The 14,636-nt window shown below is 64.2% G+C and carries 14 protein-coding genes; 8 read left to right on the forward strand and 6 right to left on the reverse strand.

Going from position 1 to position 14,636, the window contains the following annotated elements; translation table 11 throughout:
- The first annotated feature begins 24 nt into the window (after positions 1–24).
- Entirely contained in the window at positions 25–834 is an 810-nt protein-coding gene (locus tag AB0G50_RS02850; protein WP_360101538.1) for a DUF1206 domain-containing protein, read from the forward strand.
- A gap of 59 nt (positions 835–893) precedes the next feature.
- Here AB0G50_RS02850 and AB0G50_RS02855 read toward each other — a convergent pair whose 3' ends face one another.
- From AB0G50_RS02855 to AB0G50_RS02865, 3 genes are all read right to left on the reverse strand, one after another.
- Positions 894–2,732 (reverse strand): acyl-CoA dehydrogenase, encoded by a 1,839-nt coding sequence (locus tag AB0G50_RS02855; protein WP_360101840.1) that lies wholly within the window; start codon positions 2,730–2,732, stop codon positions 894–896.
- A 110-nt stretch (positions 2,733–2,842) separates the two neighbouring features.
- A complete protein-coding gene (locus tag AB0G50_RS02860) occupies positions 2,843–3,442 on the reverse strand; it encodes a LysE family translocator (RefSeq protein WP_360101540.1) in 600 nt (199 codons plus the stop codon).
- Positions 3,439–4,065: a response regulator transcription factor gene (locus AB0G50_RS02865; RefSeq protein ID WP_360101542.1), complete on the reverse strand. Its 627-nt coding sequence runs from the start codon at positions 4,063–4,065 to the stop codon at positions 3,439–3,441. The genes AB0G50_RS02860 and AB0G50_RS02865 overlap by 4 nt, the downstream gene beginning before the upstream one ends.
- 246 nt (positions 4,066–4,311) lie before the next feature.
- Here AB0G50_RS02865 and AB0G50_RS02870 point away from each other — a divergent pair, with 246 nt between their 5' ends.
- Positions 4,312–5,127: a class I SAM-dependent methyltransferase gene (locus AB0G50_RS02870; RefSeq protein WP_360101544.1), complete on the forward strand. Its 816-nt coding sequence runs from the start codon at positions 4,312–4,314 to the stop codon at positions 5,125–5,127.
- On the opposite strand, the gene AB0G50_RS02875 is transcribed toward AB0G50_RS02870, so the two are convergent.
- A complete protein-coding gene (locus AB0G50_RS02875) occupies positions 5,090–5,452 on the reverse strand; it encodes a hypothetical protein (RefSeq protein WP_360101546.1) in 363 nt (120 codons plus the stop codon). The two genes, AB0G50_RS02870 and AB0G50_RS02875, sit on opposite strands and share 38 nt — an antisense overlap.
- 1,574 nt (positions 5,453–7,026) lie before the next feature.
- Here AB0G50_RS02875 and AB0G50_RS02880 point away from each other — a divergent pair.
- Positions 7,027–9,465, forward strand: coding sequence for an ATP-binding protein (locus tag AB0G50_RS02880; RefSeq protein WP_360101548.1), 2,439 nt, complete (start codon positions 7,027–7,029; stop codon positions 9,463–9,465).
- Between the two features lie 56 nt (positions 9,466–9,521).
- Complete coding sequence (locus tag AB0G50_RS02885) at positions 9,522–10,589, forward strand: DNA cytosine methyltransferase (RefSeq protein WP_360101550.1); 1,068 nt, start codon at positions 9,522–9,524, stop codon at positions 10,587–10,589.
- Positions 10,590–11,128: 539 nt separating this feature from the next.
- On the opposite strand, the gene AB0G50_RS02890 is transcribed toward AB0G50_RS02885, so the two are convergent.
- On the reverse strand, positions 11,129–12,361 hold the full coding sequence (locus AB0G50_RS02890; RefSeq protein ID WP_360101552.1) for a helix-turn-helix transcriptional regulator: 1,233 nt from the start codon (positions 12,359–12,361) through the stop codon (positions 11,129–11,131).
- 155 nt (positions 12,362–12,516) lie between these two features.
- Here AB0G50_RS02890 and AB0G50_RS02895 point away from each other — a divergent pair, with 155 nt between their 5' ends.
- Positions 12,517–12,876 carry a hypothetical protein gene (locus tag AB0G50_RS02895; RefSeq protein WP_360101554.1) on the forward strand — a complete coding sequence of 120 codons (360 nt, stop codon included), beginning with the start codon at positions 12,517–12,519 and terminating at the stop codon, positions 12,874–12,876.
- Positions 12,877–12,986: 110 nt separating this feature from the next.
- Here the strand turns inward: AB0G50_RS02895 and AB0G50_RS02900 are convergent, their stop codons facing one another.
- The gene (locus AB0G50_RS02900; protein ID WP_360101556.1) at positions 12,987–13,385 is read right to left on the reverse strand and encodes a GntR family transcriptional regulator; all 399 of its coding nucleotides are present in this window, start codon (positions 13,383–13,385) and stop codon (positions 12,987–12,989) included.
- A gap of 118 nt (positions 13,386–13,503) precedes the next feature.
- Here AB0G50_RS02900 and AB0G50_RS02905 point away from each other — a divergent pair, with 118 nt between their 5' ends.
- The 3 genes from AB0G50_RS02905 (at position 13,504) to AB0G50_RS02915 (ending at position 14,635) form a co-directional block, all read left to right on the forward strand.
- Positions 13,504–13,896: a hypothetical protein gene (locus tag AB0G50_RS02905; RefSeq protein ID WP_360101558.1), complete on the forward strand. Its 393-nt coding sequence runs from the start codon at positions 13,504–13,506 to the stop codon at positions 13,894–13,896.
- Between the two features lie 186 nt (positions 13,897–14,082).
- A complete protein-coding gene (locus AB0G50_RS02910; RefSeq protein WP_360101560.1) occupies positions 14,083–14,400 on the forward strand; it encodes a hypothetical protein in 318 nt (105 codons plus the stop codon).
- The gene (locus tag AB0G50_RS02915) at positions 14,381–14,635 is read left to right on the forward strand and encodes a hypothetical protein (RefSeq protein WP_360101562.1); all 255 of its coding nucleotides are present in this window, start codon (positions 14,381–14,383) and stop codon (positions 14,633–14,635) included. The genes AB0G50_RS02910 and AB0G50_RS02915 overlap by 20 nt, the downstream gene beginning before the upstream one ends.
- Position 14,636 lies beyond the last annotated feature (1 nt).

Genomic DNA, 14,636 nt, shown 5'->3' on the forward strand with positions numbered 1-14,636 from the left:
CCCACGGTCGGGTATCACCCGATCGTGGCTACAGCGAGCGAAGTGCGGCGTCACCCGGCGGTTCAGGTGCTCGGCCGGGCGGGCATGGTCTGCTACGGGGTCGTGCACGTGCTGCTGGCGGTGCTGACGGCCCAGGTGGTGTTCGGGAACTCGTCGTCCGAGAGCACCGACCAGAAGGGCGCACTGGCGCTCGTCGCGGAGAGCCCGGCCGGGCCGTTCCTGCTGTGGGTGCTGGCCGTCGGGTTGTTCGCGTTCGCGGTGTGGCAGGCGGTCCTGGCGGTGTCCGGGTACCACTGGATCTCGCCGGAGAAGAAGCGCTGGATGCGGCGGATCGGGTCCGGCGCGCGTGCGGTGACCGGTGTCGTGGTGGGCATCGCGGCCGTCACCTACGCGGTCGGCGGCTCGTCGTCGGACTCGAACGAGAAGCAGCAGACGTTGACCGGCGAGGTGCTCGCCATGCCCGGCGGCCAGGTTCTCGTGGGCATCGCGGCGGCGGTCGTGATCGGCATCGGCGTGGCGATCGCGCGCAAGGGCGTGAAGAAGTCCTTCGAGGAGGACCTGACCATGTCCGAACTGCCCACCGGCACGCAGAAGTGGGTCGAGCGGCTCGGCCGGATCGGGTTCATCGGCAAGGGCCTGTCCGTGGTGGTGATCGGCGTGCTGGTCGGGGTCGCCGCGATCACCGCGGACCCGGAGCAGTCCGGCGGGTTGGACAAGGCGCTGCACACCCTGGCCGCGCAGCCGTTCGGCGTCGTGGTGCTGGCGGTGATCGCGGTCGGCTTCCTCGGCTACGCGGTCTACGCGTTCGCGGCGGCGAAGGCGCACAAGGGCTGATCCCGTGCGAAAAGGGGCCGCACCCGTGGTGGGTGCGGCCCCTTTCGTCGTGCTCGGGGTCAGAACGACGACTCGTCCACGTCCATCAACGAGTTGTCGGTCTGCTCGGTGATCCGGCGACGGGCGGTCAGCTCGGGCAGCACGGTCTTCGCGAAGAAGCTCGCGACGGCGACCTTGCCCTCGTAGAACGCCTTGTCCCGCGCCGACACGTCGCCCGCGAGCTTGGCCAGCGCGACCTCGGCCTGGCGCAGCAACAGCCAGCCGACGAGCACGTCGCCCGCGGTCAGCAGCAGCCGGACCGAGCTCTGACCGATCTTGTAGAGGTTCTTCACGTCCTCCTGCGAGCTCGTCAGGAAGCCGACGAGCGCGCCGAGCATGCCCTGGAGGTCCTCGAGCGCCTGCTTGAGCAGCAGCCGCTCGTCCTTGAGCCTGCCGTTGCCGCCCTCGTTGTCGAGGAACTTCTGGATCTCGCCGTTGATGTGGCCGAGCGCCTGGCCCTTGTCGCGGATGATCTTCCGGAAGAAGAAGTCCAGCGACTGGATCGCCGTGGTGCCCTCGTACAGCGAGTCGATCTTGGAGTCCCGGATGTACTGCTCGATCGGGTAGTCCTGGAGGAAGCCCGAGCCGCCGAGCGTCTGGAGCGACTGCGCCAGCTGCTCGTAGGCCCGCTCCGACCCGACGCCCTTCACGATGGGCAGCAGCAGGTCGTTGACCTTCTCGGCCAGCTCCTTCTCCGCGCCGCCCAGCGCGATCCGGTCCTGGTAGGTCGCGGTGAACAGGTACACCGCGCGCAGGCCCTCGGCGTAGGCCTTCTGCAACATCAGGCTGCGGCGCACGTCCGGGTGGTGGGTGATCGTGACGCGCGGCGCGGTCTTGTCCGTCATGCGGGTCAGGTCGGCGCTCTGCACACGCTCCTTGGCGTAGGCCAGCGCGTTGAGGTAGCCGGTGGACAGCGTGCCGATGGCCTTGGTGCCGACCATCATCCGGGCGTACTCGATGACCTGGAACATCTGCGCGATGCCGTCGTGCACCTCGCCGAGCAGCCAACCCTTGGCCGGCACGCCGTGCTGGCCGAACGTCAGCTCGCACGTCGTGGAGACCTTGAGGCCCATCTTGTGCTCGACGTTGGTCACGAAGGCGCCGTTGCGCTCGCCGGTGGACTCGCCGGTCTCCGGGTCGAAGTGCCACTTGGGCACCAGGAACAGCGACAGGCCCTTGGTGCCGGCCTTCGCCTCGATGCCGGGACCCTCGGGCCGGGCCAGCACCAGGTGCATGATGTTCTCGGTCAGGTCCTGGTCGGCGGAGGTGATGAACCGCTTCACGCCGTCGAGGTGCCAGGTGCCGTCCTCCTGGAGCACGGCCTTGGTGCGACCCGCGCCGACGTCGGAACCGGCGTCCGGCTCGGTCAGCACCATGGTGGCGCCCCAGCCGCGCTCGATCATCAGCTCGGCCCAGCGCTTCTGCTCTTCGGTGCCGTTGCGCCACACCACGGTCGCGAAGTTCGGACCCGCGAGGTAGATGTACACGGCCGGGTTCGCGCCGAGGATCAGCTCGGACGCGGCCCACTGCACCGACGGCGGGATGCCGAAGCCGCCCAGCTCGTTCGGCAGCGACAGCCGGTACCACTCGCCGTCCCAGATCGCCCGGTAGGACTTCTTGAACGACTCGGGCAGCGTGGCCGAGTGCGTCGCGGGGTCGAACACGGGCGGGTTGCGGTCGGAGTCGACGAACGACTCCGCCAGCGGGCCGACGGCCAGGTTGTTCAACTCGGCCAGCACGCCGCGCGCGGTGTCCTCGTCGGACTGCTCGAACGGCCCCGTGCCGAGGTGGTCCTGCACGTTGAAGACCTCGAAGAGGTTGAATTCGAGGTCTCGGACGTTGCTCTTGTAGTGACCCATCTCGTCGCTCACTCCATCAAGGTCGGGGCGGTCCCCCGCTACTGACCGGTAACAATCAGGGTATTACCTGTCGGTAACCTCGGCAAGGTCAGGTCGCCCGTTGTGGCGAATCAGACGGCCGCGCGGGACAACGTCAGCATCCGCAGCCCCAGTCCCACCAGGGCCAGACCGGTGAGCCGGTCGAGCGTCCTGCGCACCTTGGGCCGGCTCAGGAACGCGCGCACCACGTGCACCGCCAGCACCACGAGCGTGTAGTAGGACGTGCTGATCGTCATCTGCACCGCGGCGAGCTGCGCGGTGTCCGCGAACGTGCCGCCGTCGGCGGGCAGGAACTGCGGGAACAGCGCCAGGTACAGCGCCGCCGCCTTGGGGTTGGTCACGTTGGCCACGAAGCCGGACCGGAACGCGTTGCCCGGCCGGGCGGTCGTCGCCTTCGCCTGCCCGGCGCGCCGGAACGCCTGGACGCCGAGCCAGCACAGGTACGCCGCGCCCGCGATCTTGAGCACCAGGAACGCGATGAGCGACGTCCGGACCAGGAACGTGAGTCCCAGCGCGGACGCGCCCGCCCAGAACACCAGGCCGAGCGAGTTGCCCGCCACCGCGGCCAGTCCCGCCGAGCGGCCGGCCCGCAGCGACTGGTCGATCACCACGGCGAGGGTCTGCCCCGGTGACAGCGCCACGGCCAGGCAGGTGAGGATGAAGGCGGTCATGCCCTCAGATTGCCGGTCAGCAGCCCGGCCTGGTAGGCCAGCGAGACCGCGTGTGTGCGATCCCTCGCCCGCAGCTTGCGCAGGATGTTCTTCACGTGCGTGCGCACGGTTTCCACGGAGACGTACAGCTCGTTCGCGACCGCCTGGTTCTCCAGGCCGTCGGCGATCAGTTGGAGCACCTCGTACTCGCGTCTGGAGAGCGCCCGTCTGCTCCCCGCCTCGGCGGCCGGCGTGAACCCCGCGGCCAGCGGTGCCAGCGTCGGGTCGAGGTACACCCGGTCCTGGTGCGAGCGGGTGATCGCGAGCAGGATCTCGGCGATCTCGCCGGTCCGCGGCACCAGTCCGCGCACACCCGCGGCCAGCGCGGCGCGCACGTACTTGGCCGTGCGGTGCGGTTCGCGGACCAGCGACACCACCGCGAGCCCCGGGTCGGTTTCGACCAGCAGGGTGGCGAGGTGACCCTGCGGGTCCAACACCGAGTCCACCAGCAGCACATCCGGCCGGAGCCGTTCGTGCAGCCGCACCGCCGTGTGCAGGTGGCCGGTCGCGCCCAGCCAGTGCAACCCGGGTGTGCGCCTGACCACCGCCGCGACCCCTTCCCGGAACAGCGGAACCGGATCCACCAGCGCAATTCCCGGCCCGCCGGCATGCTTCGCGGCGCCCGCCGCGGACGACGGACGCTCGTTCACCCCTGCACCCATGTGGAGAGGAGTGCCGTGATCGGCCGGCATGACGTGGTCGGGCGGAAAAACTTCGGGGTGACCGAAGTGGTGACGTGCGTCGACCCGCCGGGTCGAGGGGCTCCGGGCGCCTCGTCGCGACCCGACGACGGTGGCTAATTCGCTTGGGGCGCTTCGTAGTTTGGACGTGTGGACCAGACGATCAGAACGTTTTACGAACGGGGCGAGGAGTCCGGGAGGCTGCTCGCGGGCAACGGTCGGCTCGAGTACCTGAGGGTGCGGGCACTGCTGCGCCGCTTCCTGCGGCCGGGCTCGTCGGTGGTGGACGTGGGCGGTGCCGCGGGCATCCACTCGCGGTGGCTGGCCGAGGACGGGCACGACGTGCTGGTCGTCGACCCCGTGCCGCTGCACGTGGAGCAGGCGTCCGCGGCCGGGCTGCGCGCGGTCCAGGGGCTCGCGTCGGACCTGCCGGACGGACCGCACGACGCGGTGCTGCTGATGGGGCCGCTCTACCACCTGCTGTCGCGCGCCGAGCGCGTGGCGGCGTGGCGCGAGGCGTGCCGCGTCGTGCGCCCGGGAGGCCTGGTGGCGGCGGAGGTGATCACCCGGCACGCCTCGATGTGGGACGGCCTGCGCAAGGAGTTCCCGCTGGACCCGCGCTACCGCCAGGTCGTGTCGACCGCCGTGGCGACGGGTGAGCACCACCCGCCGGCCGACACCCCGTGGTTCACGAAGGCGTACTTCCACCAGCCGTGGGAGGGCGCGTCGGAGGCCGCGGAGGCGGGGCTGACGGTGACCGGGACGTTCGCGGTGGAGGGGCCGGCCTGGATGCTGCCGAACGCGGACCTGGAAGCGATCTACGCCGACCCGGACCACCTGGACTACCTCATGTGGTCACTGGAGCAGACCGAGCGCGACGAGTCGATGATCGGCGTCTCGTCCCACCTGCTCGTCGTGACGCACCGCCTCACTGCACCGCCCACTGCCAGTAACCCTCCGCGTTGACGACCTTGGTCGCGGTGTCCGGCAGGAACACCTCCACCGCGCCCGAGTACTTCCGACCCTGGGCCCAGGGCTCACCGGTGAACCCGACCCGATCGGCCTTCGCCGCGCACGGCCCGGGCGTCGTCGGGTTGATCGCGCCCTTGGTGACGCCCGTCGGGTTGATGGCGGTGAACTGGGTGAACCGGGACGCCGGCAACGTCGACGCGTCGTAGGCGTTGCTCGTCTCCACCTCGATCCAGAGCAGTTTTCGGCTGGTGCCGGGAGGCAGCGTCTCCCCGCCGCGCTCACCCGTGCACTCGGACACCTTGACCAGCGTGAACTTCAACGCGCAACCACTGTTCCCGCAACCCTCGGTGGCCTCCTCCCCGAGCCTGAACAACTGCGGCGAGGCCATGGTGGTGGTGGCGGCCGCATTGCCGACCGGAACCTGACTGGTCCCCTGCCCGGCATCGCCGCATCCGGCGAGAACGCCCAGTAAAAAGCCCAACGACATGAAACGGGTGAACTTCACGACCAACCTCCGCTAGAACCGGCAGCCGCAAACTACCCGACTTGTCAACCTTTCCCTTCGCGGCCGATTCACCGGTCGCCCGCCGAAGTCGTGTGTGAGTAACCCTCACGGTATCGATCCGGCTGTGCCGGCTGTTGAAACCGCTGGTAGGAGCGTTGTGGAACTGGACGTCGGGTCCATTTTTATATCGGGCGAAAGATGGAAGTGGACGCTGCGTGCTCTTCCGATTACAGCCCGGCCAAGGCAGCGGAGGGTGCGCGGAACACGCCGCCGCACCCACCGGTGGAGGCGTTCTCGCTTTGCTCGGCACCCGCCGGGAACGGTTATCGAGTGCGCTTCGAGGGGGCCTCATTCGCGCATATCGCGCGCATAACACCAAGCCCGATGGCGACGCAAGACATCCGTCCGACCAATCGACAACACAGAGCTCAGTTGCGCCGTTCGTGTGAACTACCGCCGAGCAACTCCACGGCGTTCCGCATGGGTGTCCGACCACGGCGGCTCGCTTGGCCCTCAGGACGGCAGCAGGCTCTTGCCGATCGGAAAGGCGTGGGTTCGCGACACCCGGCTGACAGCACGTGGATCGCACGGCGGCGGGGGAAACCCGATCACGACGAAGCCCAGGTCGGCCGGCGAGACCAGCGGGACCTGGGCTTCGTCGTTCCGAGCGGGTGACGGGAATCGAACCCGCCTCTACAGCTTGGGAACCCGATCTGCTACCCCAGGTAGGAGCCTCGACCTGCGGCGGAGATCGGCCCCAAGTACCCCGCGCCGACCGCTCCTGACCGGTGCTTACAGCACGCGAACAGCACGCCGGGCTGCCACCGAACCGCGGCGCGACCTCCTCACAAGGAGGGGCTTTGCACCATCCCGTCGACCTGGCGTAGCCCTGTCACGCAAGTCGGGGGCCTGCGACATGCCCGTGAACTGGAGGCGACCTCCCAGGCTCGCAGGCCCCCGACTTGCGTGATAGCCCTCGTGGAGGTCGACGGGATGGTGCGATGTCCCGGCCCATCTCCCAACGCGACGTCACGTCGTTCCCCCACCATCCTGTTGGCCTGCCCGTCCGGCGAGGACCGTGCCGCCCTTCGGATGTAGACGATTCATACCTCGAAGCCGCCTACGGCACGAACATCAAGCGTAGAGTCGATCCTCCCACCCGCGTTGTAGACCTGTGAGAGCCACCAGCTCGTACATACCACCGTTGGGTGCGACGTGAGCAAAGCTCTACCTCCGATAACATTGTCGGCAGATGCATCACGTGAGCCGGTTGCGACTCGAACATATGAGCGATTAAATCGTATCAGCACCACTCAATCTAGTGATTTAGTCGCACCGAAAAGTCGCCTACCCTAGTGGACTTGGCGTGCCGTGGGCGAGGGAGCTGAATGAGTGACACCGAGGCATCAGGGAACCACGTTGCGACGGTTCGTGTAGAAATCGACTATGCGATCTTGCAGCACTTCTCCCAGCACCTCTATTCCTCACCGAATAAAGCCGTCGAAGAGTTGGTCACAAACGGGTACGATGCCCTGGCCCAGCAGGTTCGCGTACACCTTCCTGGCGTTGTGACGAACAGTACCGTTCTGGTTTGGGACGATGGCGATTCGATGAACATCGAGGGAATTAAGCACCTCTGGTGGATCGCCAAAAGTCCTAAAGCTGACGGCACGGAAAGAATCGCGAGATCGTTTGACGGTAAACGCACCCGTGCGATGATCGGTAAGTTTGGGATCGGGAAGCTGGCGAGCTATGCCGTTGGCCGTACGATCTCCCACCTTTGTCATCGCGATGGGCATTACTATCTAATCGCTGTCGATTACGGGCTCGCGCCTAAGATTGAGCCCAATGATTCCGACAGTCGGCGAAGTTTCGAGGTTCCCGTCTCGGAACTTTCCGAGCCTGAAGCAAGAACCTATGCCGAGTCTCTCTTTCGAGTCATACCGAAAAGCTTCTCCGCAGCATGGAATAAGCCCTCTTGGACGCTAGCGATCATTGATCGGCTTAAACCAGACATTTCCCTGACATCTGCAAGGTTGGGTTGGGTTCTAGGAAATGGAATGCCCAGCAGGCCCGACTTCAAAGTGTATGTTGATGATGCTGAAGTAAAGCCCAAAATTGAGAAAGACCCTATCGCCGTTTGGGATGCGTCGTCCAAAGACATTAAGAAACGTCTTGGGACAGATTGGAAAGAAGTCCGGCAGGCCGGAGTATTCGCGGGAGACTTGACGTTCTCCGATAGTGTCGCGCGGGGAAAAACAGTCACGTTTCCAGTGATGGGTGAAGTTAGCTTCGAGGTCCGACTATACGATCGGTCACTCTTCCAGAAGGGGAGGACCGATGCAGGGCGGAGCGAAGGTTTCTTCATCCTGGTCAGGGATAGGCTTCTAAACTCCGACGACCCAAAGCTGTTTCTTCACGAGCCTTCGTACGGCGTCTTCAACAGGATGCAGATAGTCATTCGCGCAGACGGCCTCGATAATGAATTGCTTGCCGACCGCGAGAGGCTTCATCGGGCAAGCCCGGCCGGTAGGGAGCTCGAATTTCTACAGGTTGCGCTCTACCGGGCTGCACGACAGCGGTTGACCGCAGTCGACAGTTCTTCACCCAGCGCTCCTCACGTGGCAGAGCTGCCTATTACCACTCGCGAGATGGTGCGCGAACCGCTGACCGCGCTGATTTTGAGTGACCCGAATGCAGATCTGTCGCGTCTGGACCCGTCGAAAACGAGACTGGCGATCGAGCCCAATGGTTCGAGCGAGGTCCCCGCGCGCCTGGATATTGACGACAACAGGATTGTCACCAATACTGACCATCCACTGTTCACCACTATGGTCGACACATTCGGAAGGAATAAAAACAGCAGGCAGGCTCAGAAGCTAGTAGAGATGTACGCCATTGCCGACTTGCTCTTGAAAGGTCACCTCCTCGATGCAGGCGTCGATAGCGAGTTGATTGACAGAGTGATGGCATGGCGTGAGTCGCTGCTTCGCTCACTTGCGACTACATTTAAAGATAGCCCAGACTTGATCATCAAGGAGGTCGCCGATAGGAGTTATAAGGGTGGGAGCGCATTTGAGCAAGCTTTGGCCAAGCTGTTCACCATCATGGGGTTCAAGACCAAGGTAGACGGCGCTTCCGGTAAGAAAGATGTCATGGTCGTCGCTCCGGTCGGAGAGAACGAGCTTCGTTTCACCGTCGAAGCCAAAGGGTCAAAACACCCTCTGAAGAATGATGCCGCAGAAATTAGCGGAGCCGCCGCGCACGCAAAGGAGACTGGAGCCTCTTTCGCTGTCGTGATCTCTCGCGAGTTTGCTGGCTTCGCCAGAAGCTCTGCGGACGCTGAGCCAGCCATTCTCCAAGAGTGCAGAACGCAAGATCCTCCTGTCGCCATTCTGGCTGTTGACTCGTTGATCGAACTCTACCGTGCGGTGCAGGAATTTCACTATCCTTTGACCGCTATCGCTGAGGTTCTCCGTGCGATAGAATCGCCAAACGACAAGGAAAAGCGTATTGCGCAAATGTTCACACCTCTCGAAACTTCAGTAGACTGGAGGGAGGTTCTTGAAATTCTTTGGGAGAAGCAGCAAGGGACCGCGAGCGGTGAACCTGTTGCCATGCTGGAGCTTCGGCAGTCGAAACCAGAATGGAAGAAGATGGTAGCAGAGGACTTCAATCAAGTACTTTTTGGTTTGGAGGCCCTGTCAGGTCAGTTGGTACGAGTGACGCCCAAACTGTCCTTGGTTAATATGCGTCAGTCACCAGACGTGGTAAGTGAGCGGATCGCATCGAGCCTTGCAACGTCGCACGGCACGGAAACTGTGTGATCGATTTGTTGCCCAACAGTCTAACGGCAGCTGGAGTCATCCGCTAAGATACGCTGGTGACTGCATTGACCGCCGTAGACCTGTTCGCCGGTGCAGGCGGAGCCACGCAAGGTCTCAGAGATGCTGGCTTCCAGGTGCTCGGTGCGGTCGAGTTGGATTCAGATGCTGCGCGTTCGTATAAGTTGAACCACCCCGACACGCGTTTGTATCAGTGCGACATACGCACGCTACCTGCCCAGAAGATGCGTCGAGATCTAGGGCTGGCCAGTGGTGAACTGACACTCCTGAAGGCTTGTCCTCCTTGTCAAGGTTTTTCCACACTTTCCGGTGGGCGTAGTACCGACGAGGCAAGGGATGACCTTATTCGTCAGGTAGTGCGTTTTGTAAGAGCGTTCAAACCAAGGGCAATTCTGCTTGAGAACGTACCGGGGCTCGCACGTGATCCTCGCTTCGGCGAGCTTACATCGAGACTGTCCGGACTTGGCTACTCATTTTCTACATATAGATTGAACGCTATCGATTTCGGCGTACCTCAACGCAGGAGTCGCCTTGTGGTTCTTGCGGTTAAGGGTCTAAGAAGCAGGCTTCCCGAAAATTTTTGGGACAACTTTGCCAGCGACGAACGGCCTTCGGCGGTAACTGCTGGCAATGCGCTTGAGCGGTTGGATCAAGAAAGCCGGGTCGGTGATCCGCTATCAAAGTACCGTAAGCTAGCAGCTAAAACGCTGGCGCGCGTAAGTGCGATTCCTGTAGGGGGCACCCGGTTTGACCTTCCTGAGCATCTCCGCCTTCGTTGTCACAACGATGTGGACCGCAAAGGAAAAGGGGCGCGGCGTGCGACAGGCTCCTATGGTCGAATTCGACTGGACTCGCCGGCACCTACCATGACCACTCGGTGCACTACACCAGCATGTGGCTCCTTCATTCACCCGATTGAGAACCGCGGAATCACGCTTCGCGAAGCAGCTTGGTTTCAAACTTTTCCCTACACTTACGACTTCGAGGGCACCTATGAGTCTATTGAGCGGCAAATAGGAAATGCGGTGCCAGTACGAATGGCCAAGTATTTGGGTCTTGCGGTAGTCGCGACGATAGTGACAGTGGCGCGGTCTGGTGGCGATTAGTGCGATGCCTGATTGAGTTTCGGCATCATTACCTGATGTCGGTTCTCGTGCTCGCTGTTTCAATGCTGAGTATTCGCCCGATACAGGTTCCTTCTTTTTGTCCTTCGCTTCGTTTCAGCCCTGCTATACGTTGCCGCACTAAAGTCGCGTGATGACAAGGCTGTGGGCAGGCCGATGTCTTTAGTGCTTTGTGCTGCCTGCGGGTGCGTTATTCGAGCGCCATGGCCAACCTGATCACGACTACACATAGACAATCGTTCAAACCTCACCACCGAAGGTAATTCCTCAGCACAAGTGAATTGGTTCGACAACGTGTTTGCTCGGCGAGGCCCGCTGGCCGTGGCCTCGGGCTGTTGCGGGCAGGCTTCGGTGCCTCGCAGGTCGCGCCCGTGGGCCGCCAGGCCCGCGTTGGCGCGACCGACAACACCGCAGGAGCCTGGCCGCAACAGCCTGAATAGACACGAGCGGCCAGCGGCCCCCGGAGGGGGCCGCCTTGAAGAAGAAAAGAAACTCTGAACACCTGGGCTATCGGCGTCGGGTCAGCGGGTGCGGCGGATTTCATGGAGGCGGTCCAGGTAGTCCTCGGCTTCGGGTTCGCCTGGGTAGCGTTGGGTCAGGACGGTGGCCAGGTCCTGGGAGACCATCGCGAGGGAGGGCAGGGATTTGCGTTCGCTGTCCAGGGTTTGGCGGCCGTAGGCGACTGCTGCTTCCAGGTCTCCGTCGCGGGCTGCGGCCACGCCGAGGGTTACGCGGGCTTCGGCTATGCGCATGGGGGCTCGTTCGAAGCCGTTGAAGTCGGTGGCTCCTCGGATCACCTCGTCGGCCAGGGTTGAGGCCAGGCGGTCGTTGCCTACGTGGCGGTAGCAGTCCATGGCGTAGAAGTCGAACTTCAGCGGGTCGACCACGAAGTGGTTGTCGATGTTCTCCGGGTAGGGCATCGAGTCCAGCAGTACCCGGCCGCGTTCCAGGGCGTCTTCCATTTCGGGCTCACGGCCCATGCGTGCCCACGCCTTCGCCTCCTGGGCGATGAGCTGGACGCCCACCGAATGGCTGCCGGAGGCGGATTGGCCGGCTCCGGCGGCGGCGATCACGCCTCGGTAGTCGCCGGAGGTCAGGGCGAACCACGCCTTCATCTCGTAGGCCCAGCCCAGGATTCCGGGGCTGCCCACCTCATGGCCCAGGTTCAGGGCGGCCTGGCGGGTGGCCTCCGCGGCTCGGCGATCGCCCAGGTCGTACTCCAGGCAGCCCACCAACAACGCGAGCCAACCGGCCAGTTCGAGGGTGTCGCGGCGTTGGGTGAAGCTCAACCGCTGTTCCTGCATCTCCACGATGCGGCGCAGCCACCGGCGCCCCTCGATCAGCAGCTCGTCAGGGCGGCTGTGGGCGTATTCGGAGCACAGGCGGTCCACGGTGATGCGCAGGGCCTGCAAGGTCGCCTCGTTCACCGACGACGACTGCAACCGGGAGATGATCTCCATCGTGTCCATGCCGGTGGCGTCCACGATTTCCAGGCCCGACTCCGAGCGGGTGACCGGGGGGAACAGGGCCGTGGTCACGGTGTGCAGGGTCGCGGCGATGATCGGGGCGTAGTGCGGGCTCGGCTTGTTCTCGCCGCGCTCCCAAGCCTTCCACCGACGCACCAGGTGGTCGGGGTCCGGCAACACGTCCTGCGTGTGTCGGCGCATCTGCTCCGCGGCCTCGGACTGCGACCAGCCGCGGGCCTCGCGCAGCACCCTGATCCGGCGCGCCCAGCTCGGAACGTCGCTGCTCACGGCGGTACCTCCCGATTCCCGTCTACCCCTCCAGTGTGTCAGTGGCGTGCACGCAACACAGGTGACGCCGGGGTGACGCGCTCATGTCACCACGTCACCCCGACGTCCGGTCGGTGACACTGTGACGTGCGGTTATTTGGGTTGATGCTCGTCGTATGGAATCGACTACCCATCACGACACCACAACCCTCGAACCGCTGTGCGGTGAGGAGGAGTTCGCCGAGATCCTGAACGGGATGGTGGTGGACTTCGCGCCTCGGCTCTTCGCCGTGGTGCAGGAGTACGGCGACCGGCTCAACGGGTGGTTCGCCGCCTGGGGCATGGCGTTCCCGGGTCACGCGGAGGTCGTCGCCGTCGACGGCGGGCTCCGGATGCGGGTCCAGGACGCGGAGAGCGCGCTGCGCGTGTTCACCGCCGCGGACGACGACGTGTCCGCACGCATCGTCTGGCTGCCGGCCGTCAACTCACGGCTTGAGCAGGAACCGGAGGACTTGGCTCACGCGCAACGAGTCTGAGCCGACGACCAGAGGGGGCGTGCGGGTGGCCGGGGACAACGAGTGGACGGCTGAGGACTGGCGCGAGTTGCACGCCAGGTCTCAGGACTTGGTCGAGCGGTTGGACGATCTCACCGGTCGTCTTCAGCGGCTGGAGGACCGTCTGACGTCGAGCGGAACACCTCGGCCTCGACCGCGGCGACGCGCCGGCTGAGGTCGTCCAGGGCCTCGTTGACGCGGTCGAACAACTGTCGGATCTCGTGCGGGGACGGGACTTCGGTCTCCGCACGGGATTCCGGCTTCCGGACGATGATCGTGCCCTCGCCCTGGCGGGACAGCACCAGGCCCTCGTTGCGCAGCAGGTCCAGCGCCTTCTGCAACGTCATCACGGCGCGGTTGTACTTGGTTTGCAGCTCGGCGAGGGACGGGAGCTTGTCGCCGATCTCAGCCTCGTCGGAGGCGATGAAACGGCGCAGGTCGTCCGCGATCTGCTGGTACGCCGGTCTGGGGTCCGCCGCGTCTAGGGCCATGCGCCGACTGTAGCGGCAAAGCTAGCTCAGCTGAAAGTCACCCGAACGGACTACCGTCTCTGTCAGCTTTACTAGCTATGCTGGTGAGGTAAGCGAGGATCGGGTGGAGGTGGAGCGGGTGGCGTTGCAGGACTTGCCGGTGATGCTCGGCGGCTATCGGTTGATGGTCACGGAAGCACCGGTCATGAAGATGCGGGAGGCCGACGACGGGTCGGTGTCGCCGGTCGTGGATCGGCTGTCGGGGGACGTCCAGTACGTCGTCACGTTGTTCGCCAAGCCGTTGCCGGTGGAGGGGCGTCGCGCGGGGAAGGGCGAGGAGATTCGGGTGAACCTGCCCGGTGACCCCGGCGAAGGGTTCGAGGAAGGGATGTACGTCGAGCTGATCGACGCCGTGGTCAACACCTACGAGATTCCCGACCGCGTGGACCCGCGCAAGATCGCCTCGGCCGGATTGTGGTTCAAGGCAGCCGGGTTGAAGCCGGCGGTACGTCCGGTGCGCGCTGCGGCCTGAGTGACTGATTCGTAAGCCGTTCTTCGCGGCTGTTCGTTCCTTGTCAATTCCACAGTGGGTAGAGCCATGCCAGAAAACGGGGCGCACAACTCTGTGCGCCTCACGTCAACCATGTGGGGAGTGGCAATGCAAAAGAGCTTGGCGTACGCGATGGACCGACCTGGCGACCCCGCCGAGATGCGACTGGTGCTCGACGTTCTCGGGCAGGCGTGTTCGGTCAACGGATACGTGCTGACCGTCGCTTCCGGTCGGCCTTATCGGCAGATCGGAGAAGCGCGGATGCGGCCAGTCGGAGGACTGGAGGCATCGGTGGTGCTGCGGTTGCTGCACGCGGGATTCGCTCGGACTGGTGCCAGTCGCACCAGGATGCGGCAGGGTGCGATCTTCGCGCCGGTGGTCTCCGTGTGGGTCAGCGAGGCCGGGTGGGACCTGTACGAGCAGTGGCAGGCGTTGCAGTCGTCAGCCCGGTTGAAGGGGTCCGCCGGTGACGAACAAGCGGGCTGAGGAGAAGTTCGCGAACCTCGTCAACGCGATCGAGTTCGTCAGCGAACAATTCGCGCCGCTGGAGAAGATGGTCGCGAAGATGAAGGACAACCCGGCTCCTCCCGGTTCCTGGCGGGTCACGCCGCCGGAGGACTTGAGGAAGCTGATCGACACGGTCAAGGCACGGCTGACCGAACTCAAGGATCAGGCCATGCGGTACGAGGCCGAGTTGAAGAATCGGGAATGGAGGGTGTGAG

This window comes from Actinosynnema sp. NPDC020468, assembly GCF_040642015.1.
Classification (GTDB): Bacteria; Actinomycetota; Actinomycetes; order Mycobacteriales; family Pseudonocardiaceae; genus Actinosynnema.

Bases quoted from the DNA above. Each gene is read 5' to 3' on its own strand.
- AB0G50_RS02855 (WP_360101840.1), bottom strand. From the start codon at position 2,732: ATGGGTCACTACAAGAGCAACGTCCGAGACCTCGAATTCAACCTCTTC.
- AB0G50_RS02860 (WP_360101540.1), bottom strand. From the start codon at position 3,442: ATGACCGCCTTCATCCTCACCTGCCTGGCCGTGGCGCTGTCACCGGGG.
- AB0G50_RS02880 (WP_360101548.1), top strand. From the start codon at position 7,027: ATGAGTGACACCGAGGCATCAGGGAACCACGTTGCGACGGTTCGTGTA.
- AB0G50_RS02895 (WP_360101554.1), top strand. From the start codon at position 12,517: ATGGAATCGACTACCCATCACGACACCACAACCCTCGAACCGCTGTGC.
- AB0G50_RS02900 (WP_360101556.1), bottom strand. From the start codon at position 13,385: ATGGCCCTAGACGCGGCGGACCCCAGACCGGCGTACCAGCAGATCGCG.